The sequence below is a fragment of the Rhizobium sp. WYCCWR 11146 genome, assembly GCF_013591995.1.
GTDB lineage: Bacteria > Pseudomonadota > Alphaproteobacteria > Rhizobiales > Rhizobiaceae > Rhizobium > Rhizobium indicum.
In genome coordinates this window covers 336,386-356,595 of record NZ_JACCEY010000031.1, presented here as the reverse complement: position 1 = coordinate 356,595, position 20,210 = coordinate 336,386, and the positions used below count along the sequence as shown (strand labels likewise).

The 20,210-nt window shown below is 61.1% G+C and carries 21 protein-coding genes and 1 tRNA gene; 12 read left to right on the top strand and 10 right to left on the bottom strand.

Annotated elements, in window-relative coordinates; all coding sequences use genetic code 11:
- Positions 1-48: 48 nt before the first annotated feature.
- Positions 49-786: a phosphonate metabolism transcriptional regulator PhnF gene (gene phnF, locus HX899_RS26130; RefSeq protein ID WP_180194407.1), complete on the top strand. Its 738-nt coding sequence runs from the start codon at positions 49-51 to the stop codon at positions 784-786.
- 38 nt (positions 787-824) lie between these two features.
- Here the strand turns inward: phnF and HX899_RS26125 are convergent, their stop codons facing one another.
- From HX899_RS26125 to mepA, 6 genes are all read right to left on the bottom strand, one after another.
- On the bottom strand, positions 825-1,460 hold the full coding sequence (locus HX899_RS26125) for a 2,3-bisphosphoglycerate-dependent phosphoglycerate mutase (protein ID WP_012759696.1): 636 nt from the start codon (positions 1,458-1,460) through the stop codon (positions 825-827).
- A gap of 21 nt (positions 1,461-1,481) precedes the next feature.
- Positions 1,482-2,306, bottom strand: coding sequence for a 4-hydroxy-tetrahydrodipicolinate reductase (gene dapB / locus HX899_RS26120; RefSeq protein WP_181293745.1), 825 nt, complete (start codon positions 2,304-2,306; stop codon positions 1,482-1,484).
- A gap of 15 nt (positions 2,307-2,321) precedes the next feature.
- On the bottom strand, positions 2,322-4,109 hold the full coding sequence (locus HX899_RS26115) for an ABC transporter ATP-binding protein (RefSeq protein ID WP_064653492.1): 1,788 nt from the start codon (positions 4,107-4,109) through the stop codon (positions 2,322-2,324).
- A gap of 149 nt (positions 4,110-4,258) precedes the next feature.
- A complete protein-coding gene (locus HX899_RS26110) occupies positions 4,259-5,284 on the bottom strand; it encodes a glucokinase (RefSeq protein WP_181293744.1) in 1,026 nt (341 codons plus the stop codon).
- Between the two features lie 17 nt (positions 5,285-5,301).
- Positions 5,302-5,682 carry a methylglyoxal synthase gene (locus HX899_RS26105; protein WP_138388487.1) on the bottom strand — a complete coding sequence of 127 codons (381 nt, stop codon included), beginning with the start codon at positions 5,680-5,682 and terminating at the stop codon, positions 5,302-5,304.
- Positions 5,683-5,809: 127 nt separating this feature from the next.
- The gene (gene mepA / locus HX899_RS26100) at positions 5,810-6,886 is read right to left on the bottom strand and encodes a penicillin-insensitive murein endopeptidase (RefSeq protein ID WP_180194410.1); all 1,077 of its coding nucleotides are present in this window, start codon (positions 6,884-6,886) and stop codon (positions 5,810-5,812) included.
- Between the two features lie 99 nt (positions 6,887-6,985).
- Here mepA and HX899_RS26095 point away from each other — a divergent pair, with 99 nt between their 5' ends.
- The 8 genes from HX899_RS26095 to pncB all read left to right on the top strand — a co-directional run bounded on the left by HX899_RS26095 (position 6,986) and on the right by pncB (position 15,900).
- Positions 6,986-7,150 (top strand): hypothetical protein, encoded by a 165-nt coding sequence (locus HX899_RS26095; RefSeq protein ID WP_180194411.1) that lies wholly within the window; start codon positions 6,986-6,988, stop codon positions 7,148-7,150.
- Positions 7,151-8,983 carry an extracellular solute-binding protein gene (locus HX899_RS26090; protein ID WP_180194412.1) on the top strand — a complete coding sequence of 611 codons (1,833 nt, stop codon included), beginning with the start codon at positions 7,151-7,153 and terminating at the stop codon, positions 8,981-8,983.
- Positions 8,984-9,133: 150 nt separating this feature from the next.
- Positions 9,134-10,222, top strand: coding sequence for a microcin C ABC transporter permease YejB (locus HX899_RS26085; RefSeq protein ID WP_138388484.1), 1,089 nt, complete (start codon positions 9,134-9,136; stop codon positions 10,220-10,222).
- Entirely contained in the window at positions 10,222-11,370 is a 1,149-nt protein-coding gene (locus HX899_RS26080; RefSeq protein ID WP_171599916.1) for an ABC transporter permease, read from the top strand. The genes HX899_RS26085 and HX899_RS26080 overlap by 1 nt, the downstream gene beginning before the upstream one ends.
- Positions 11,367-13,004: an ABC transporter ATP-binding protein gene (locus HX899_RS26075; protein WP_181293743.1), complete on the top strand. Its 1,638-nt coding sequence runs from the start codon at positions 11,367-11,369 to the stop codon at positions 13,002-13,004. Before HX899_RS26080 ends, HX899_RS26075 begins: the two co-directional genes overlap by 4 nt.
- Before the next feature lie 8 nt (positions 13,005-13,012).
- On the top strand, positions 13,013-13,972 hold the full coding sequence (locus HX899_RS26070; protein WP_181293742.1) for a glyoxylate/hydroxypyruvate reductase A: 960 nt from the start codon (positions 13,013-13,015) through the stop codon (positions 13,970-13,972).
- 88 nt (positions 13,973-14,060) lie between these two features.
- The gene (locus HX899_RS26065; RefSeq protein WP_171599913.1) at positions 14,061-14,408 is read left to right on the top strand and encodes a hypothetical protein; all 348 of its coding nucleotides are present in this window, start codon (positions 14,061-14,063) and stop codon (positions 14,406-14,408) included.
- A 187-nt stretch (positions 14,409-14,595) separates the two neighbouring features.
- Positions 14,596-15,900, top strand: coding sequence for a nicotinate phosphoribosyltransferase (pncB, locus tag HX899_RS26060; protein ID WP_012759708.1), 1,305 nt, complete (start codon positions 14,596-14,598; stop codon positions 15,898-15,900).
- Here the strand turns inward: pncB and HX899_RS26055 are convergent.
- From HX899_RS26055 to HX899_RS26045, 3 genes are all read right to left on the bottom strand, one after another.
- Positions 15,882-16,121 carry a CrpP-related protein gene (locus HX899_RS26055; RefSeq protein WP_003544454.1) on the bottom strand — a complete coding sequence of 80 codons (240 nt, stop codon included), beginning with the start codon at positions 16,119-16,121 and terminating at the stop codon, positions 15,882-15,884. The genes pncB and HX899_RS26055 overlap by 19 nt on opposite strands.
- Positions 16,122-16,535: 414 nt before the next feature.
- The gene (locus HX899_RS26050) at positions 16,536-16,745 is read right to left on the bottom strand and encodes a KTSC domain-containing protein (protein WP_138332131.1); all 210 of its coding nucleotides are present in this window, start codon (positions 16,743-16,745) and stop codon (positions 16,536-16,538) included.
- A gap of 245 nt (positions 16,746-16,990) precedes the next feature.
- Positions 16,991-17,611, bottom strand: coding sequence for an alpha/beta hydrolase (locus HX899_RS26045; protein ID WP_181293741.1), 621 nt, complete (start codon positions 17,609-17,611; stop codon positions 16,991-16,993).
- 41 nt (positions 17,612-17,652) lie between these two features.
- Here HX899_RS26045 and HX899_RS26040 point away from each other — a divergent pair, with 41 nt between their 5' ends.
- A complete protein-coding gene (locus HX899_RS26040; RefSeq protein ID WP_181293740.1) occupies positions 17,653-18,129 on the top strand; it encodes an Lrp/AsnC family transcriptional regulator in 477 nt (158 codons plus the stop codon).
- 103 nt (positions 18,130-18,232) lie between these two features.
- Here the strand turns inward: HX899_RS26040 and HX899_RS26035 are convergent.
- A tRNA-Ser gene (locus HX899_RS26035) sits at positions 18,233-18,322 on the bottom strand.
- 228 nt (positions 18,323-18,550) lie between these two features.
- Here HX899_RS26035 and HX899_RS26030 point away from each other — a divergent pair.
- Both HX899_RS26030 and HX899_RS26025 read left to right on the top strand, forming a co-directional pair.
- Entirely contained in the window at positions 18,551-18,868 is a 318-nt protein-coding gene (locus tag HX899_RS26030; RefSeq protein ID WP_003544459.1) for a hypothetical protein, read from the top strand.
- A gap of 316 nt (positions 18,869-19,184) precedes the next feature.
- Positions 19,185-20,177, top strand: coding sequence for a BMP family protein (locus HX899_RS26025; RefSeq protein WP_029873712.1), 993 nt, complete (start codon positions 19,185-19,187; stop codon positions 20,175-20,177).
- Positions 20,178-20,210: the final 33 nt, after the last annotated feature.

Genomic DNA, 20,210 nt, shown 5'->3' with positions numbered 1-20,210 from the left:
GACAAGCGTGTGACATCGTCGGGGTGGAATGGCAGGGCAGGGGGTGGAATGGCAGGATTGAAGCAGGTGCAAAGGCAAACCGGCGTGGCGCTCTGGCGCCAGATCGCCGATCGGATTCGCGAGGCGATCAGCAGCGGAACCTATGACGAAACGGGAATGGTGCCGCCGGAAACCGTGCTGGCGCAGCAATTCGGCGTCAACCGGCATACGGTGCGCAGTGCGCTGGCGGCATTGGCGCAGGAGGGGATCGTCCGTGCGGTACAAGGTCGCGGCACGCTGATCGAGCGCAAGGAGCGGCTGAATTTCCCGATCACCAGGCGCACGCGCTTCACCGCCGGCATTGGCGATCAAGCGCGTGAAATGCGCGGCTTGCTGCTCAATGAGGCGAAGGAGGAGGCGAGTGCCGAGATCGCCCGCTGGCTGGGCCTGAAGCCGGGAGAACAGGTGATTCGCCTGGAAACATTGCGCCAGGCAGACAAGCGCCCGGTTTCAAGGGCGACGAGCTGGTTTCCCGCCAAGCGCTTTGCCGGTATCGGTGAGGCTTACCGGACCGCGGAATCGATCACGAAGGCTTTCGCCGAACTCGGCCTGCCGGATTATGTCCGGGCGACGACCGAGGTAACGGCCGCCCATGCGAGTGCAGCCGATATGGCCGACCTCGAACTCACTCCCGGTGCCATCCTTCTGATCGCCAAGGCGATGAATACCGATCTTGAGGGTGTGCCGGTGCAATATTCGATCAGCCGCTTCGCGGCCGACCGGGTCCAGTTCACTATCGAGAACTGAGCGCCTTTCCCCGCCGAAGCGGGGAAAGTTCAGTGAGATCAATGTGCGCCCGACATGTCGCCGAGTACTTCCTTGGAAGCGACGGTGGAATCCGCCTTCAGCGTGTAGACCATCGGCACGCCGGTCGCGAGGTTGAGGGCGAGCACGCCTTCTTTGCTCAGCTTGTCGAGCACCATCACCAGCGAGCGCAGCGAATTGCCGTGTGCGGCAACCAGCACCTTCTCGCCCCTGAGCACACGCGGCAGGATCTCGGTGAGGTAGTAGGGCCAGACGCGGGCACCGGTGTCGCGCAGGCTTTCACCGCCGGGAGGCGGCACGTCATAGGAGCGGCGCCAGATATGCACCTGTTCCTCGCCCCATTTGGCGCGCGCGTCGTCCTTGTTGAGGCCGGAGAGGTCGCCGTAGTCGCGCTCGTTCAGCGCCTGGTCGCGGATCGTCTGGAGATCGGGCTGGCCGACCTTGTCGAGGATGAGCTTCAGCGTGTGCTGTGCACGCACCAGCACCGAGGTGTAGGCGACGTCGAATTTGATTCCGTATTCGGCGAGCGCCGCCCCGCCGGCATTAGCCTCCTGGACGCCGAGCTCGGTCAGATCGGGATCCTTCCAGCCGGTGAAGAGATTCTTCAGGTTCCAGTCACTCTGGCCGTGGCGAACGAGGACGAGGGTACCGCTCATGAATATGCCTCCGTAGTATCGTTATGAGGAAGAAAGCCCGAGCACGTCGAGCATGGAATAGAGACCCGGCTTCTTGTCGCGCGCCCAAAGGGCCGCCTTGATGGCGCCGCGCGCGAAGATCGAGCGGTCGGCGGCACTGTGCGACAAGGTGACGATTTCGCCTTCTCCGGCAAAAAGCACGGAATGTTCGCCGATGACCGAGCCGCCGCGCAGCGTCGCGAAGCCGATCGTGCCCGCTTCGCGGGCGCCGGTATGGCCGTCGCGCACCCGGACCGATTGCGAGGCAAGATCGATGCCGCGCCCCTTTGCCGCGGCCTCGCCGAAGAGAAGGGCGGTGCCGGAAGGCGCATCCACCTTGTGCTTATGGTGCATTTCCAGGATCTCGATATCCCAGTCATCAGGATCGAGCGCACGCGCCGCCTGCTCTGCAAGCACGCTGAGCAGATTGACCCCGAGGCTCATATTGCCTGACTTGACAATGCGGGCATGGCGGGCCGCCGCAGCGATCTTGGTATTGTCGTCGGGTAAACAGCCCGTCGTGCCGACGACATGGACGATGCGGGCCTGCGCGGCGAGGCCTGAGAATTCCACTGTTGCAGCAGGCGAGGTGAAGTCGAGCACGCCTTCGGCATCGAGAAAGGCGTTGAGCGGATCGTCGCCGATGACGACACCGATCGGGCCGAGACCGGCGATTTCGCCGGCATCCTTGCCGACGAAGGGCGAGCCGGCGCGCTCGACCGCGGCATGCAGGTTCACGCCCTCGATCGAATGGATGAGCCGGATCAGCGTCTGCCCCATGCGTCCTGCTGCGCCAACCACCACCAGTTTCATCGCAGCATCGCTCATGTCAGTCTCACCAGGTCAGTTTGAATCGGAGGCCGAAGGCCTCTGCAGGTTGTTGAGGCGAGCGTAAAGACCGTCGCTGACCTTCGCAAGCGTCTCGTGATTGCCTTCCTCGACGACGCGGCCCTGCTGCATGACGACGATCTTGTCGGCGCGCACCACGGTCGAAAGCCGATGGGCGATGACGACGACGGTACGTCCGCTCATCGCTTCGTCGAGCGCCTTCTGGACGGCTGCTTCGGATTCGGTGTCGAGAGCCGAGGTCGCCTCATCGAGAAGCAGGATCGGCGCATTGCGCACCAGGGCGCGTGCGATCGACAGCCGCTGGCGCTGGCCGCCCGAAAGCGTCACACCGTTTTCGCCGACCGGTGTCTCGTAACCCTGCGGCTGTGCCGAGATGAAGTCATGCGCATAGGCAAGGCGTGCTGCCTCTTCCACCTCGGCATCGGTCGCTTCCGGCCGGCCATAGCGGATATTGTCGCGGATCGTGCCCTCGAACAGATAGGGCTGCTGCGAGACATAGGCGAGCTGCTGGCGCAGTGACTTCTTGGTGATGTGGGCGATGTCCTGCCCGTCGATCAGGATCTCGCCCTCGCGCGGATCGTAGAAGCGCGGAATGAGGCTGATGACGGTGGACTTGCCGGCGCCGGAGGGGCCGACCAGCGCTGTGGTCGCGCCGCCCTCGGCGATGAAACTGACGCCACTGAGCACGCTCTCATTGCCGTAGGCGAAGGACACATTGCGGAATTCGATCCTCGCCTGCGTCACCGTCAGCGGCCGGGCATCCGGCAGGTCGCGCTGGCGCGGCTCCATGTCGAGCAACTCGTAGATCATCCGCGCATTGACGACGGCGCGCTCCATCTGCACCTGCAGGCGGGCGAGCCGGCGGGCCGGGTCATAGGCAAGCAGCAGCGCCGTGACGAAGGAGAAGAAGGCGCCCGGCGGCACATTGAAGTAGATCGAGCGGTAGGCGGCATAGGCAAGTACGCTGGCGACGGCAAAGCCCGCGAAACTTTCCGTCAGAGGAGAGGTGCGTTCGGACAGCCGGGCAATCCGGTTCGCCCGGCTTTCGGCGCCCTTGATGAGTTTGTTGACCTTGCGCTCCAGCTCTTCTTCCATCGTGAAGGCTTTCACGATGGCGATGCCCTGGATCGTCTCCTGCATGGCGCCGAGAACATGGCTGTTCAGATGCACGGCCTCGCGGGTCGCCGAGCGCAGCCGCTTGGAAACATAGCGCAGTGCATAAAGCAGCGGCGGCGCCATGATGAACACTGCAAGGCTGAGCAGCGGATCCTGGATGATCATCACGGCGAGCAGCGAAACGAAGGTCAGCAGGTCGCGCACCGTCGAGGTGATCGTCAGGTTGAGCACGTCGCGGATGCCGCTGACATTCTGGCTCACCTGCGCGGCGATATGGGCCGAGCGCGCCTCGCTGAAGAAGCCGACCGAAAGCGTCATCAGATGCGCATAGAGTCGGCGCTGGTAGCGCGCGACGATATCGTTGCCGACCCTGGACAGCGCCACCGCCTGGCCATAGCTCGCAAAGCCGCGCAGCACGAAGGCGATGAAGATAGAAAGACAGATGATCCAGACGACGTCGGCGCGCCGGTTGGCGAAGGCCTCGTCGATGATCGCCCGCATGATCCAGGCGGTGAACGCCGTCGAAAGCGCCACCACGATGAGGCAGGCAATCGCAAAGACATAGCCCCAGAGATGGTCCCGGCCGTTTTCAGCGATGATGCGCTTCAGGATGCCGGTTACGGTATCGCTGCTGACGCTCTGCGTTCTGCTTTCCGCCGCTTCCAAAAATGAGGTTTCCTGTCTCGGACCAAGCGCCCCGCGAAGGCGACGCGCACATTTGCCGGGGTCTATAAAGAGTTGGGACCGGTTTGGCTAGAGCGCCGCGCGCCCGGATAGGACGCGCCAAGGACGCTCTATTTGCTTTGCGTGCGGGCCTAGCGCCGCCAGCGGCGGCCTTCCGTCGAGACACCGAAATTCGCCGGCATGCGCGCATAGGAGGAAAGCCCGGCAAGCGCTGCCAGCGGATGTGTCACCACATAGGTCGGGATGGTGCGAAGCAGCGCCGTATGCGGCGCCTTGTCCTCGAAGGCGATGCGGAATTCCGGCTTCTTCAGCGCCGGGATGATCTTCTGCGAGATGCCGCCGGAGAGATAGACGCCGCCGCGCGCCATGAACACCATCGCCATGTCGCCCGCCACGCGGCCGAGATAGGTGGCAAACAGCGAGACGGTCTCTACGGCCGCCTTGTCGCTGCCGGCAAGCGCGTGCGAGGTGATGTCGGCGGGATCCTTCATCGTCGGCTCGATGCCGTCGACCACGCAGATGGCGTGATAGAGGTTGACGAGGCCGCGCCCGCAGAGGATCTGCTCGGCCGAAACGCGGCCTTCGATCGTCTCGATATGCGGGAAGATGTCATAATCGCGCTTGCTGCGCGGCCCCAGATCGACATGGCCGCCTTCGCCGGGAACCGGGATCCAGCTGTGCTGGGCATGCACGAGCCCGCCGACGCCGAGGCCGGTGCCTGGTCCGAGCACGACGCGCGACGCGATCATGTCGCCGGTAGCGTCGCCGATCCGTTCGCGATTTTCATCCGAAAGCGCGGCGATTGCCAGCGCCTGCGCCTCGAAATCGTTGACGACGAGCACATCCTCCATGCCGAGGCCCTCGATCATCGTCTTCGGTCGCACCACCCAGTCGCAATTGGTCAGCGGGATCTCGTCGTCGTTGATCGGGCCGGCGACGGCGAGGATCGCCGAGCGCGGCTGCACGGTGGTCTTGTCGAGCACGCCTTGCTGGATCGCCTCGTCGATCGTTGCGAAATCCGCCGTGCGCACGTTCGGAAACTGCTTCGGCTCGGCATAGGCATCGGTCAGGATGGAGAAGCGGGCATTCGTGCCGCCGATATCGCCGATCAGGATCGGGAAAGGCTGCGGAGCGGTGCTGTTGTTCGGTTTTGGCATGGCCGGTTCCGTGCTGATCAGGCTTCGAGTGTGGGAAGAAGTTTTATAGCGGTCGCGTGGTTGAGCGCCATCGGAATATCGTAGACGATCGCCAGTCGCATCAGCGCCTTCACGTCGACATCGTGCGGCATCGGCGTCAAGGGGTCGACGAAGAAGATCAGGGCGTCGACCTCGCCGGTCGAAATCAGCGCGCCGATCTGCTGGTCGCCGCCGAGCGGTCCGCTTTTCAGCCTCGTAACGTGGAGGTCGGGGGCAGCGTCGAGCACGCGCCCGCCGGTGGTGCCGGTGGCGACGATCTTCCAATGAGAGAGAACGTCCCGGTTGGTGCGGGCGAAATCCGCCATGTCGTCTTTCTTCTGGTCATGCGCAATCAATGCAAGGCATTTGCCGCCGGCCATCAACCCCTCCGCCCGAGAAATTCAATCGATTTGACCGCTTTATACCAAGAATTTGCGATTTGAAAGACAGCGTTATACCGGGTCACGTCCTCGGGTTTGGTCTCAGGGTTCGGTCCCAGGACCTCGATCATTGTATCGCCGGCTTGTCGTTCGGAACCGGACCGACATCGGGCAAAGCGCCGTCGTCGGCGGCGGCAGGCGCTGCGGCTGGAGCGGCGGTGAGTGCGCTTGCGGCGGAAGATCCGCCATAGGTGGCGGCCTGCATCGAGGCGACGGAAGCAGCATCGAGCACGGCGGCGCAGGCCTTGGGCAGGTCGGAGACCATCATCTCGCGCGGCGGCTTCGGCGGCTTGGCGCCGGGCTTCGGCGGTTTCGGCGGTGCCCAGGGCGCCGGCGTGAACCACCAGGCGAGCGACTTGTCGCAGCCGTCACCGGCAACGACTGGGGCCTGCGGCGTGCATCCCTTGGCACCGGGCGGGCACTTGATGCGGATGTGGAAATGCGAGTCATGGCCGTATTCCGGCCGGAGCTTGCCAAGATTGGTGCGGTCGCCGGTCCAGGTATCGCACATCTTCTTCTTGATCGCCGGATTGACGAAGATACGCTCCACCTCGGGATAGCTTGCCGCCAGCATCAGCAACCGCGCGTGCGATTGCGTCCACACCTTGGGGTCGACGGTCAGGAACTTACCCTTCTGCAGCATGGTGGTGAAGGGCATATCCTGGCGCTCCTCGGCCGTCATGCGGCGCGTGGGCATCGGCGTAAACCAGATGTCGGCATCAAGACCGATCTGGTGTGAGGCATGGCCGTTCAGCATCGGCCCACCACGCGGCTGCGCAATGTCGCCGACCAGAATTCCCGGCCAGCCGGCATATTTGGCCCCGTCCTGCGAAAGACGTTCGAGCAGCGCGATCATCGCCGGATTGCCCCAGCGGCGATTGCGCGAAAGCCGCATCGCCTGCCAGGTCGGCCCGTCGGTCGGCAACGCCACCGCACCCGTCATGCAGCCCTTTGCGTAAAAGCCGATCGGCTGCGCTGGTCCCTGCGTCGGCAGACCGACGGCGCCGAACTGCCCCTTGGCGCTGCCCGGGCTCGGCGTCTTCTGCTGGGCGCCGACGTCACCGGCGGCAAGGCTTGCGCCGATTGCGCCGGCAAGCGTCAGTTTGCCGAATGTCCTGAAAGCCTGAGAGAAGCCGAAAGCCATACTGTTCCCTTGAACCGCTGCCGAAGTGATTTGCGATCGAATCTATCGTGAAAAGCGATTTTGGTGAATCGATGTTTTGGCTGGCGATGGGAAGCGGCGGTGACGGATCGCCGCATCGTCGTTGCCGCAGCCTACGATCCCTCGTCGCGGCGTTGCGCCGCCGATGCTCAAAATTTCGCGCGCCCGGCAAAAACCAAACTCTCTCCTGTTTTTCGCCCGTATTTTTCGTATTGTCGAACCCATCAATATCAGGGGAAAGCGTGAATGGCGGCTCTGTGGTCGAAGATCGGATTGTTTCTATCGCTTGCGGGTGCTCTGGCGCCAATGCCGGCAACGGGTCAGGACCAGCCCTTTCAGATCGGAAGCTCGGTCATCAGCGAGATGAAGTACAAGCCGGGCTTTGCGCATTTCGACTACGTCAATCCCGATGCACCGAAAGGCGGAGATCTGCGCCTCTCCGCAAGCGGCGCCTTCGACACCTTCAACCCGCTGCTCGCCAAAGGCCAGGCGGCAGTGGGCCTGACGCTCGTTTACGACACGTTGATGAAGCCCGCCGACGACGAGCTTCTCGTCTCCTACGGTCTGCTTGCCGAGGGATTGTCTTTTCCCGCTGACGTCTCGAGCGCGACCTTCCGCCTGCGCAAGGAAGCGAAATGGGCGGATGGTCAGCCGGTCACGCCGGAAGACGTCATCTTCAGTCTGGACAAGACCAAGGAATTAAATCCCCTCGCCTCGAACTATTACCACCACGTTGTCAAAGCGGAAAAGACCGGCGAGCGTGACGTCACCTTCACCTTCGATGAGAAGAACAACCGCGAACTGCCGAATATTCTCGGCCAGTTGATGGTCGTGCCGAAGCATTGGTGGGAAGCGCCCGGACCGGATGGCAAGCCGCGCGACATTTCTAAAACGACGCTGGAGCCCGTGATGGGTTCGGGGCCGTACAAGATCGCTTCCTTCTCGCCCGGCGCAACGATCCGTTATGAATTGCGTGACGACTATTGGGGCAAGGACCTCAATGTGAATGTCGGTCAGAACAATTTCCGCAACGTCAACTACACCTATTTCGGTGATCGGGATGTCGAGTTCGAGGCCTTTCGCGCCGGCAACAGCGACTACTGGCAGGAAACCACGGCTGCCCGCTGGGCGACGGGATATGATTTTCCCGCAGTGAAGGAAGGACGTGTCAAGAAAGAGGAGGTTGCAAACCCGCTGCGCGCCACCGGCATCATGCAAGCTCTCGTGCCCAACATGCGACGCGACCTCTTCAAGGACATCAGGGTCCGCGAGGCTCTGAACTACGGTCTGGATTTTGAGGAGCTGAACCGCACCGTTGCCTTTAACAGTTACAAACGCATCGACAGTTATTTCTGGAATACCGAACTCGCCTCCTCCGGCCTGCCCCAGGGTAGAGAACTGGAAATTCTGCAGGGCATGAAAGATAAGGTGCCGGCAGAAATCTTCACAACGCCCTACACCAATCCCGTCGGCGGCGATCCGCAGAAGAGCCGCGATAACCTCCGCAAGGCAATTGCGCTTTTCAAAGAAGCCGGCTGGGAGCTCAAGGGCAATCGCATGGTCAATACCAAGACCGGCCAGCCGATGAGTTTCGAGATCCTGTTGTCGAGCCCCATGTTGGAGCGCTGGGCGGTGCCTTATGCCAACAATCTCAGGAAAATCGGCATAGATGCGCGGATCCGGACAGTCGACGCGTCGCAATCTGTCAACCGTGAACGCAGCTTCGACTACGATATGATCTGGAATGTCTGGGCGGAGACCATGAATCCGGGCAACGAACAAGCCGACTATTGGGGATCCGGTTCGGTCAATCAGCAGGGTTCCCGCAATTATGCCGGCATTGCCAACCAAGCCGTTGATGAGCTCATTCGCATGATTATCTTCGCGCCGAACCGCGACGAGCAGATCGCAGCAATCAAGGCCATGGATCGGGTCTTGCTTGCAAATCACTACGTCATCCCGCTGTTCTACCGCGACACTTATAACATCGCCTATTGGAACACGGTCACGCATCCGGCCGAGTTTCCGGCCTACAGCCTTGGCTTCCCCGATGCCTGGTGGTCGACCTCGGCAAAATGAGCGGGCTTGCAATGCAGGGGCCCTCGGCTCCAAATGGCACGAGCGAATCACGACAAGCCGGCAGGGCCGGCAAGGGAAGGCTGACGGATTGAGCGGCATGAGACTGGACGGCAGGCAGACAGGAAAAACATTCCCGGAGGCTGAAGGCTGATGGGCGCCTATATCCTTCGCCGCCTGCTTCTGATGATCCCGACCATCGTCGGCATCATGGCCATCTCTTTCATCGTCATTCAGTTCGCGCCCGGCGGTCCCGTCGAGCAGGTGATCGCCCAATTGACCGGTCAGGCCGACAGTGCCGACCAGCGCCTGTCCGGCGGTGGCGATCTTCTCAGCGGCGGCGGCAGCGATGAAGGCTCGAAATATCGCGGTGCCCAGGGGCTCGATCCGGAACTGATCGCCAAGCTCGAAAAGCAATTCGGCTTCGACAAGCCGCCGCTGACCCGTTTTGGCGAGATGATGTGGAATTACATCCGCTTCGATTTCGGCGAGAGCTTCTTCCGCAACACCTCCGTGCTCGAACTCATCAAGGAGAAGCTGCCGGTGTCGATCTCGCTCGGCATCTGGATCCTGATCTTCTCCTATGCCATTTCCATCCCGCTCGGCATCCGCAAGGCAGTCAAGGATGGATCGACCTTCGATGTCTGGACGTCGGGCGTCATCGTCGTCGGCTACGCCGTCCCGAGCTTCCTCTTCGGCATTCTCCTGATCGTGCTTTTCGCCGGCGGTTCCTTCTACGACTGGTTTCCGTTGCGCGGCCTGGTCTCCGACAATTTCGACGAGCTTGCCTGGTGGCAGAAGCCGCTCGACTATTTCTGGCACCTGACCTTGCCGCTGATCTCGCTTTCCCTGTCCGCCTTCGCGACGACGACGCTTTTGACCAAGAATTCCTTCATCGAGGAGATCAAGAAGCAATATGTCGTCACCGCCCGCGCCAAGGGCCTGAACCAGCGGCAGGTGCTCTATGGCCATGTCTTCCGTAACGCCATGCTGATCATCATTGCCGGTTTTCCCGGCGCCTTCATTTCCGCTTTCTTCACCGGCTCGCTGCTGATCGAGAACATCTTCTCACTCGATGGCCTCGGTCGCCTCGGCTATCTCTCGGTCATCAACCGGGATTACCCGATCGTCTTCGCCACGCTCTACATCTTCTCGCTGCTCGGCCTCGTCGTCAGTCTGGTTTCCGACCTGATCTACACCTGGATCGATCCGCGCATCGATTTCGAGCGGAGGGATGTCTGATGGACGCCGCCGCAAATCCCGCTGTCGCAACACCCGTCAAGCCGCCGCGCAAAGGCCTGCTCTCGCCGACCAACATTCGCCGCTGGCAGAATTTCCGCGCGAACGGCCGCGGTTACTGGGCGCTGTGGCTGTTCATGGTCTTGTTTATCCTCAGCCTGTTTGCCGAGTTCCTCGCCAACGACCGGCCGATCATCGCTTCCTACAAGGGCGAGATCCTGTTCCCTGTCCTCGTCGATTATCCCGAGGAGAAGTTCGGCGGCTTCCTGGCCGAAACCGACTACCGTTCCTCGGTCATAACGGACGAAATCAATGCCAATGGCTGGATGATCTGGCCGCCGATCCGCTATTCCTACCGCTCGGTCAATTCCAACATTCCGCATTCGGCCCCCACCGCCCCCTTCTGGCTGATGACGAAGGAGGAGCGCTGCGCCGGCTACCCGCAAGGGGTGAACGATCCGGATTGCACCCTCGGCAATCTCAACTGGCTCGGCACTGACGATCAGGCGCGCGACGTGCTGGCGCGCGTCATCTACGGCTTTCGCATATCGGTGCTCTTCGGCCTGGTGCTGACCATCTGCTCTGCAATCATCGGCGTGACGGCGGGTGCGGTGCAGGGTTATTTCGGCGGTTGGACCGATCTGCTGCTGCAGCGCTTCATCGAGATCTGGTCGTCGATGCCGGTGCTCTACATTCTGCTGATCATCGCCGCACTCCTGCCGCCCGGCTTCTTCGTCCTGCTCGGCATCATGCTGCTCTTTTCCTGGGTCGGTTTCGTCGGCATTGTGCGCGCCGAATTCTTGCGCGCCCGCAATTTCGAATATGTCCGCGCCGCCCGCGCGCTCGGCGTCAACAATCGCACCATCATGTGGCGCCACCTGCTGCCGAACGCCATGGTCGCGACGCTGACCTTCCTGCCCTTCATCCTCTCCGGCTCGATCACGACGCTGACCTCGCTCGATTTCCTCGGCTTCGGCATGCCGCCGGGCTCCCCCTCGCTCGGCGAGATGATCGCCCAGGGCAAAACCAATCTGCAGGCGCCGTGGCTCGGGCTGACGGCCTTCTTTGCCATGTCGATCATGCTTTCCCTGCTGATCTTCATCGGCGAAGCCGTGCGCGATGCCTTCGATCCGAGGAAGACGTTTCAATGAGTGACATGACAGAACCGCTGCTTTCCGTCCGCGATCTCTCGGTTGCCTTTCATCAGGGCGGCGAAACCTCGCTCGCCGTCGACCATATTTCTTTCGATATCGCCAAAGGCGAGGTCGTGGCACTCGTCGGCGAATCCGGCTCCGGCAAATCGGTCTCGGCCAATTCGATCCTGCGGCTTTTGCCTTATCCCTCCGCAAGTCACCCCTCCGGCGAAATCCTGTTCAAGGGCAAGGACCTCTTGAAGGCGTCGGAGCGGGAACTGCGGGAAGTGCGCGGCAACGACATCACCATGATCTTCCAAGAGCCGATGACCTCGCTCAATCCGCTTCATACGATCGAGAAGCAGATCGCCGAGATCCTCGCTCTGCACCAGGGCCTCACCGGCCAGCCGGCGCGTGAGCGCGTCCTGGAATTGCTGAACCAGGTCGGCATCCGCGAACCGGAAAAGCGGTTGAAGGCCTATCCGCACGAGCTGTCAGGCGGCCAGCGACAGCGCGTCATGATAGCCATGGCGCTCGCCAACCGGCCGGAGCTGCTGATTGCCGACGAGCCGACCACCGCCCTCGATGTCACCGTGCAGGCGCAGATCCTCGAATTGCTCCGGCAGTTGAAGGCCGTCCACGGCATGTCGCTGCTGTTCATCACCCATGATCTCGGCATCGTCCGCAAATTCGCCGATCGCGTCTGCGTCATGACCAAGGGCAGGATTGTCGAAACCGGAACCGTCGAGGACGTCTTCGCCAATCCGAAGCATGACTATACCCGGCACCTTCTCGCCTCCGAGCCGCGCGGCGAACCACCGCTGGCCGATCCGTCGAAACCCATGGTGATGGAAGGTTCGGATATCCGCGTCTGGTTCCCGATCAAGGCTGGGCTGATGCGCCGTGTCGTCGACCATGTGAAGGCGGTCGACGGCATCGATCTTTCGCTGCGCGCCGGCCAGACGCTCGGCGTCGTCGGCGAGTCGGGCTCGGGCAAGACCACGCTCGGCCTGGCGCTCACCCGGCTGATTTCCTCGGAAGGGCGGATCGCCTTCGTCGGAAAGGACATAGCCGGCTATTCGTTTAATGAGATGCGGCCGTTGCGCAACCAGCTGCAGGTCGTCTTCCAGGATCCCTATGGCTCGCTCAGCCCCCGCATGTCCGTCGGCGATATCGTCGCCGAGGGGCTGAAGGTGCATGAGCGCTCCCTGACCGCTGAAGAACGCGACCAGCGCGTCTGCTGGGCGCTGGAGGAGGTGGGTCTCGATCCCCTGACCCGCTGGCGTTATCCGCACGAATTCTCCGGCGGCCAGCGCCAGCGCATCGCCATCGCCCGGGCCATGGTGCTCAAGCCGCGCTTCGTCATGCTCGACGAGCCGACCTCCGCCCTCGACATGAGCGTGCAGGCGCAGGTGGTCGATCTCCTGCGCGATCTGCAGAAGAAGCACGACCTCGCCTATCTCTTCATCAGCCACGACCTGAAGGTGGTGAAGGCGCTCGCCAACGATGTCATCGTCATGCGTTTCGGCAAGGTGGTGGAGCAGGGCCCGTCGGCGGAAATCTTCCGCGCGCCGAAGAACGATTATACCCGGGCGCTGATGGCCGCCGCTTTCAACATCGAGGCGGTGCCGACGCCCGCCGTACAGCAATAAAGAAGATCATGTCCGCCCGTCCTCCCATTCTCGTCGACATCAAGTTCAATCCCGAAGGCATCGCTCGCGTGCTGAAGGCCGCCTTTGCCGACCGCGGCAGCATCAATCTCGCCGATCCGGGCAATCGGGCACGCGATCTCCAAGCGGTCGAATACGCGCTTCTCTGGAAACCGGATGCCGATCTCTTCAAACGGGCGCCGAACCTGAAAGTGATCTTTTCGGGTGGCGCCGGCGTCGACCACATCATCGGCATGGCCGATCTGCCCGAGATCCCGATCGTCCGCTTCGTCGACCGCAGCCTGACGACCCGCATGAGCGAATGGGTGGTCATGCAATGCCTGATGCATCTGCGCGGCCAATACACCCATGACAGCCATCAGCGGCAGCGTGAGTGGGCCAAGCTGATCGCGCCGGAGGCGGCGGAAGTCACGGTCGGCGTCATGGGTCTTGGCATTCTCGGGCAGGATGCGGTCGCCAAGCTGAGAGTGATGGGGTTCAACGTCATCGGCTGGTCACGCAGCCGCAAGCAGATCGATGGCGTCGAAACCTTCGATGCCAGCGAGTTGGATAATTTCCTCGCAAGGACCGACATCCTCGTCGGCCTGCTGCCGCTGACGCCTGAAACATCAGGATTCTATGACGCCGGGCTGTTTGCGAAGCTGCGCCGCGACGGTGCGCTCGGGCAACCGGTCTTCATCAATGCCGGCCGCGGCAAGAGCCAGGTCGAGGCCGATATCGTCTCCGCCATTCGTGACGGCACTCTCGGCGGGGCTTCCCTCGATGTCTTCGAGGCGGAGCCGCTTGCATCAGACCACCCGCTGTGGGAATTGCGGAACGTCTTCCTCACGCCGCACGACGCGGCCGTCTCCGAAGAAAACGCGCTGTTCCGTCATGTCGAGACGCAGATCGGCCGTTTCGAGCGCGGCGAGCCGCTGCAATTCGTGGTCGACCGCGCCGCCGGCTATTGAGCTTTCGGAACCTTCCAGACTGCCACCCGTTTCCTCCGCGGAAATTCTTCGCGGCCGGATCGGCCGGTTAAGACAGCGGAAGGAGACGATGATGGCCCATCAGACCGAAACACGCTGGGAAAAGTCGGATGGCAAGCTTCACAAGGAAGAGCTGATCCCGCCCGTGAAGGCAAGGCAGGGACGCACGGGTTATCGCATCCTGACGGTGCTGATCGTCGCGCTGGTGCTTGCCTTCGTGGTTTGGATACCGGTCGAGATCTGGGGAAATCGCGAGGCAAATGAGGTGGCACCGCAGCAGCCAGGCCAGCAGCTTCAGTCGCAGCAGCCTGCTCTGGCCCCCGCGCCGGCGCTACAGAACGGCACTGCCGTTCCAACCGAAACGCCGAACACCACGCCGGCTGCTCCGAATGTGGCGCCCGCAACGCCAGCCCAGTAAACGTGAGCGAAATCATGTTCACGTCCCGCCGCGCCACTGCTGCGGGACATTTATTGTTTTGTCTGGACTTTGTCTGCTGATTTTTCGATAAGAAGGCGCACGAGCCGGATTTGTGCGCCGGCTGGGAACTTGGCAGTACCCGGGAATTTGGCAGCACCTGACCGGAGTGGACAGGGGCGGGAGTTTGATGGCCAGGACCGATATCGCAAGACGCGTCTACAATCACGCCTGGAAACTCGATCCGATCATCCGCAGTCTGATCGATACCGACTTCTACAAGCTTTTGATGCTGCAGATGATCTGGAAGCTCTATCCTGACGTGAACGCGTCCTTCACCCTGATTAACCGCACCAAACGGGTGCGTCTCGCCGATGAGCTCGACGAAGGCGAATTGCGCGAGCAGCTCGACCATGCCCGCACGCTGAGACTCTCCAAGAAGGAGATGATCTGGCTTGCGGGTAACAGCTTCTACGGCCGCGCCCAGATCTTCGAGCCGGAATTCCTTGCCTGGCTTTCCAATTTCCAGCTGCCCGAATACGAGCTGTCGAAGAAGGACGGGCAATATGTGCTGGATTTCCACGGATCGTGGAAAGAAACCACCATGTGGGAGATCCCGGCGCTTGCCATCGTCAACGAGCTGCGGTCGCGCTCGGCGATGAAGGCGCTCGGTCCCTTCACCCTCGATGTACTCTATGCCCGGGCCAAGGCGAAGATGTGGTCGAAGGTCGAACGGCTGAAGGAATTGCCGGGCCTACGTATCTCCGATTTCGGCACCCGCCGCCGCCACAGTTTCCTCTGGCAGCGCTGGTGCGTCGAGGCGCTGAAGGAAGGCATCGGCCCGGCCTTTGCCGGTACCAGCAACGTATTGCTGGCGATGGATTCCGATCTCGAGGCCGTCGGCACCAATGCTCACGAGCTGCCGATGGTGGCCGCCGCCCTTGCCGAAACCGACGAGCAACTGCGCAACGCGCCCTACAAGATCCTGCGCGACTGGAACAAGCTCTATGGCGGCAACCTGCTGATCGTCCTGCCGGATGCCTTCGGCACCGCCGCCTTCCTGCGCGACGCACCGGAATGGGTCGCCGACTGGACCGGCTTCCGCCCGGACAGTGCCCCGCCAATCGAAGGCGGCGAGAAGATTATCGACTGGTGGAAGAAGATGGGCCGCGATCCGCGCCAGAAGCTGCTGATCTTCTCCGATGGTCTCGATGTCGACGCCATCATCGATACCTACCGGCATTTCGAAGGCCGCGTGCGCATGAGCTTCGGCTGGGGCACGAACCTGACGAACGATTTTTCCGGCTGCGCGCCGATCGAGATCTCCGGCCTCAACCCGATCTCCGTCGTCTGCAAGGTCAGCGACGCCAACGGTCGTCCGGCGGTGAAGCTCTCCGACAACCCGCAGAAGGCGACCGGCGACCCGGCCGAGGTCGAACGCTACCTGAAATTCTTCGGCGCCGAGGACAGGATCGATCAGACCGTTCTGGTGTAGGTCTGGGCCAATGTGCCGCTGTCCCGGGGCATATTGATGTGCCCCGCCATCGCATCCTCGATCGACCAACCGAAGCGCCAGGCGTCGAACATCGAGTACCACTCCTGGAAGTCGGCGATCGGCAGGATATCCGGCTTCGACATCGGATTGTCGGCCAGACTGCGGCCACGCGCACGGTCCCGTGCGCCACGCTCCTGCATCTCAAGCAGATTCTCGAACATCGTTACCCCCCGTCTTTATCCCGATTTATGCAATCATTCTAATAAAGCATTGTCGAGTCCGGATGCGATAATTTGAGTTTTTCACAGGATTAGCCCCTATTCGCTAGCCTAGGGGATGATTGGTCGTAACGGCCCGGGGTCATCTCAATCAGGCAGCAGGGGCGTAGCGGCGTCCGAAAGCCGCTCATGTGTTTCGCCACTAAGCTCAACGAGCACCCGTGACGGGGAGGCTCGACTTCCTGGCTGGGGTCCGCCGCCGAGCCTCCCGGCTGGCCGACCTTGAACAGGCCGGCAGCGCCGACACGTTGGCGCTTTCCGGCAGGGGCGATCCAACCCAGATGATATCGAGGGCTAACAGCCGGTTAATATCCACCGGCCTCGTTCCGATTTCGCACAAGCTATCCTTCGGGTTTTTCAGGCTGCCAATCTGCGAAACCGGGTTCTGATCCGGTCGAGATAATAATGGCCGGGAGACGGCGCCACCGTCATTGCGTGCACTTCCGAGGAGGGAACGCCTGCAAATAGACGTTCCTCGCCATTCTTGAAACAAATCCGTAGCCGTCCGTCGTCCTGGCTGAAATAGACGGATTTGATGATCTTCGACTTTACCGAAAGTTCTTGCACCTGTTTTACCTCTGTTTTTTAATTTTGCAGACGGTAAACCCAAACGTGCAAAGACGCGGTGAAGCCGCATGGTAAAAATTCAGGAATCTTTGGGCGCTTTAAATCTCGCCGCGCGGTCGGAAAAGACAGGCTCGATGAGCCTCGAACGCACGCTTGCGAGCGGAGCATTTCGTTGCTCCGTCTCGACGCATCCAGCACAGGCAAAGGCCCGTTTGAGCCATTTGATCGTGAACTCGAAAACAAGATTAAGTCCAATCAGATTTTGCCAATCCGGCGGAAAACGCCGTCAGCAAGGCCTTTCCCTGGCCCCAGTCTTCAAGGCCGCTTTGCCCGTTGATATGGCCGAAAGGACCGATAGCGACAAGGCCGCTGCCCCACAGATCTGCTCGCGCATGGGCATGGTCGAGCGTGCCGAAAGGATCATCGGCGCTTGCGATGATCAGAGTGGGGAAGCGCATCTTTTGCGACGGCGGATCGGCGAATCCGGCCGCCTCCTCAGGGAATGACGCGGACTGCGGATCCGGGACCGCGACTAGAAACGCTCCGGCAACGGCAAGCGAAGAAACCTGCTGCCAATGAGCGACCAGCAGACAGGCAAGGCTGTGGGCGACCAGCAGGGGAGGGGTTGCCGATGCGCCGACGGCGCGCTCCAGGGCTGAAATCCAGTCCGCCAGATCGGGCTTTTCCCAATTGGCCGGTTGGAAACGCCGCATGTCTGGGCTCGACCTTTCCCAGCGTGTTTGCCAATGAGCCTCGCCGGAACCGCCAATCCCCGGCAATATGATGATGTCCTTCATGTCTTTTCCTCTGATCATCCGCGCAGATGAAAATGATGCATTTTCATTTGCTTCGGAATGAATGATCATCGGAAAACCGCGTCTCTTTCCGATGATTTCAAGGTGATCCCATGGCTTTTCAGGAAAACAATCGGGTACTGCTCGATCCAACCGATATCGCCATTATCGAAGCGATGCAGGAAAATGGACGCATTGCAATTTCCGAACTCGGTCGGCGGGTCGGGCTCTCTCAGCCGACAGCATCGGAACGGGTCAAGCGGCTGGAAGACCGCGGCATCATTGTCGGTTACGCCGCCCGCATCGACCCCACCGCTTTGGGAATTGGAATGACGGCTGTGCTTCGCTTGCGCACGACGCATGAGCATATCAAATCCTGTCTAAAACAGTTCGCGGAGATGCCGCAGGTCATGGAAGTATTCCGCCTCACCGGAGAGGACTGTTTTCTTTTGAAGGTGCTGGTTCCGTCGCCGGGAGAGCTGGAAACGATCGTGGACACGATCGCGCGTTTCGGGGCCGTGACGACATCTCTGGTGTTGCGCAGCGAGAACCCGAAGCCGATTGGACGCGCCCTGCTTCAGCGAGTTTGAGAATATGCGGACGACCAGCGTGTTCTATCGAAGCGTGCCGCCAAAAACGCTTCCGCGTCCCGCTCTCGATACGGTTTGAATCAATATTGAAAAACGAGGGATATGGCGGACAGGGTGGGATTCGAACCCACGGTACGCTTTCACGTACACACGCGTTCCAGGCGTGCGCCTTAAACCACTCGGCCACCTGTCCTTTTTTGGCGTTCGCGCCCGGATAGGAGCAAATCGTCGGAACGGCGCGATATATACCGATGAATTTTTGCCGATCAACCGAAATCTAACAGTTTTTTGACTTCTTGCGATAAAACTCGCCTCGGCCACTCCATTGTGCTTCACCTCATCGATGACTATGTAATTCTCTAAGGTGGAGAATGGCGCGGCCGGCCGGAATTGTCCGGCATATCGAGCGTCGGAGGAATTGATGCGTTTCCTGTTGCGTCTGGCGAGTCTTGTCGCGCTTGCGGCGGCCGTTATTGCCGGGACCATCGATTCGATCCAATCGGTTGCGGCGTCCTCCGTGGTGATGACGCCGATCTCCGATGCCTGGCAGGATGTCAGCCCGACAACGCTGACGTCGCTGCAATCCTCCCTTTCCTATTATATCCACCCGCGTTTCTACACTCTCATCTTCCAGTGGCTGATGCTCCAGCCGGCCTTTGCCGTTTTCCTGGTGATCGCGCTGCTTCTGTGGATGATCGGCTACAAGAAGCCGCCGGTAGCCGGTCGCTTTACTGCATAGCAAGGTGGTTTTGCCGGCGCGATCCGGCGAGAAATCGCTGTGGCGTCGCCCGCTCTTCGACCTCGGTATTTACCGCCGGACTGGCTAGAAAATCCGCATTCTGAGGGAGAGAATGTCCAAAAATCAGTCCCGAAGAGCTGATTTTTGGCAATCGCTGCAAATCTTTACCGCCTGAAAAATTTCTGGTGAATTTTTCCGTGAGCCATGCAAGGATGCACGCAGCCAGGCCTCCGGGGGGAGGTCGGTGGTTCCGCAGACATGCCCGGAAAGGGCTTGCGGGAGGACCCCTAACGAATAGCAACAACAGGGCTGCACAATGAAAAAATCCCTTCTCACTCTCTTTGCCGTGGCTGCCATGTCGACGACGGCGCTTGCCGCCGATGTCAAGCCGGCGCTGGTTTACGGCACCGGCGGGAAGTTCGATAAGTCCTTCAACGAGGCGGCCTATAACGGTGCCGAGAAGTTCAAGGCCGAGACCGGCATTGCCTATCGCGACTTCGAGCCGACGGGCGACACTCAGGGCGAACAGGCCATCCGCAACTTTGCAAGTCGCGGTTTCAATCCAGTGGTTGCCGTTTCCTTCGCCTGGACCTCGGCCATCGAGAAGGTTGCAGCCGAATTCCCGGATACCAAATTCATCATCGTTGACTCCGTCGTCGACAAGCCGAACGTCCGCTCGGTTGTCTATAAGGAAGAAGAAGGCTCCTACCTCGTCGGCGTTCTCGCTGGCATGGCCTCCAAGACCGGCAAGGTCGGCTTCGTCGGTGGCATGGACATTCCGCTGATCCGCAAGTTCGAATGCGGCTACGAGCAGGGCGCCCGCTCCGTCAAGGCCGATATCGAAGTGTTCCAGAATATGACCGGCACGACGGGCGCTGCCTGGAACGACCCGGTCCGCGGCGGCGAGCTGGCCAAGAACCAGATCGACCAAGGCGCTGACGTCGTTTATGCGGCAGCCGGTGCCACCGGTCTCGGCGTTCTGCAGACGGCCGCCGACAACAAGAAGCTGTCGATCGGCGTCGACTCCAACCAGAACCATCTGCATCCGGGCTCGGTCCTGACCTCGATGGTCAAGCGCGTCGACCTCGCTGTCTACAATGCCTACAACGACACCAAGAACGACAAGTTCACCGCTGGCGTCCAGGCGCTCGGCGTCAAGGAAGACGGTGTTGGCGCCGCGATCGACGACAACAACAAGTCGCTGATCACACCGGAAATGCAGGCTGCCGTCGACAAGGCCAAGGCCGACATCATCGCGGGAACCGTCAAGGTTCACGATTACACCTCGGACAACGCTTGCCCGAAGTGATCCGCGCCCGAATGTGATCGACGATTGAGATCG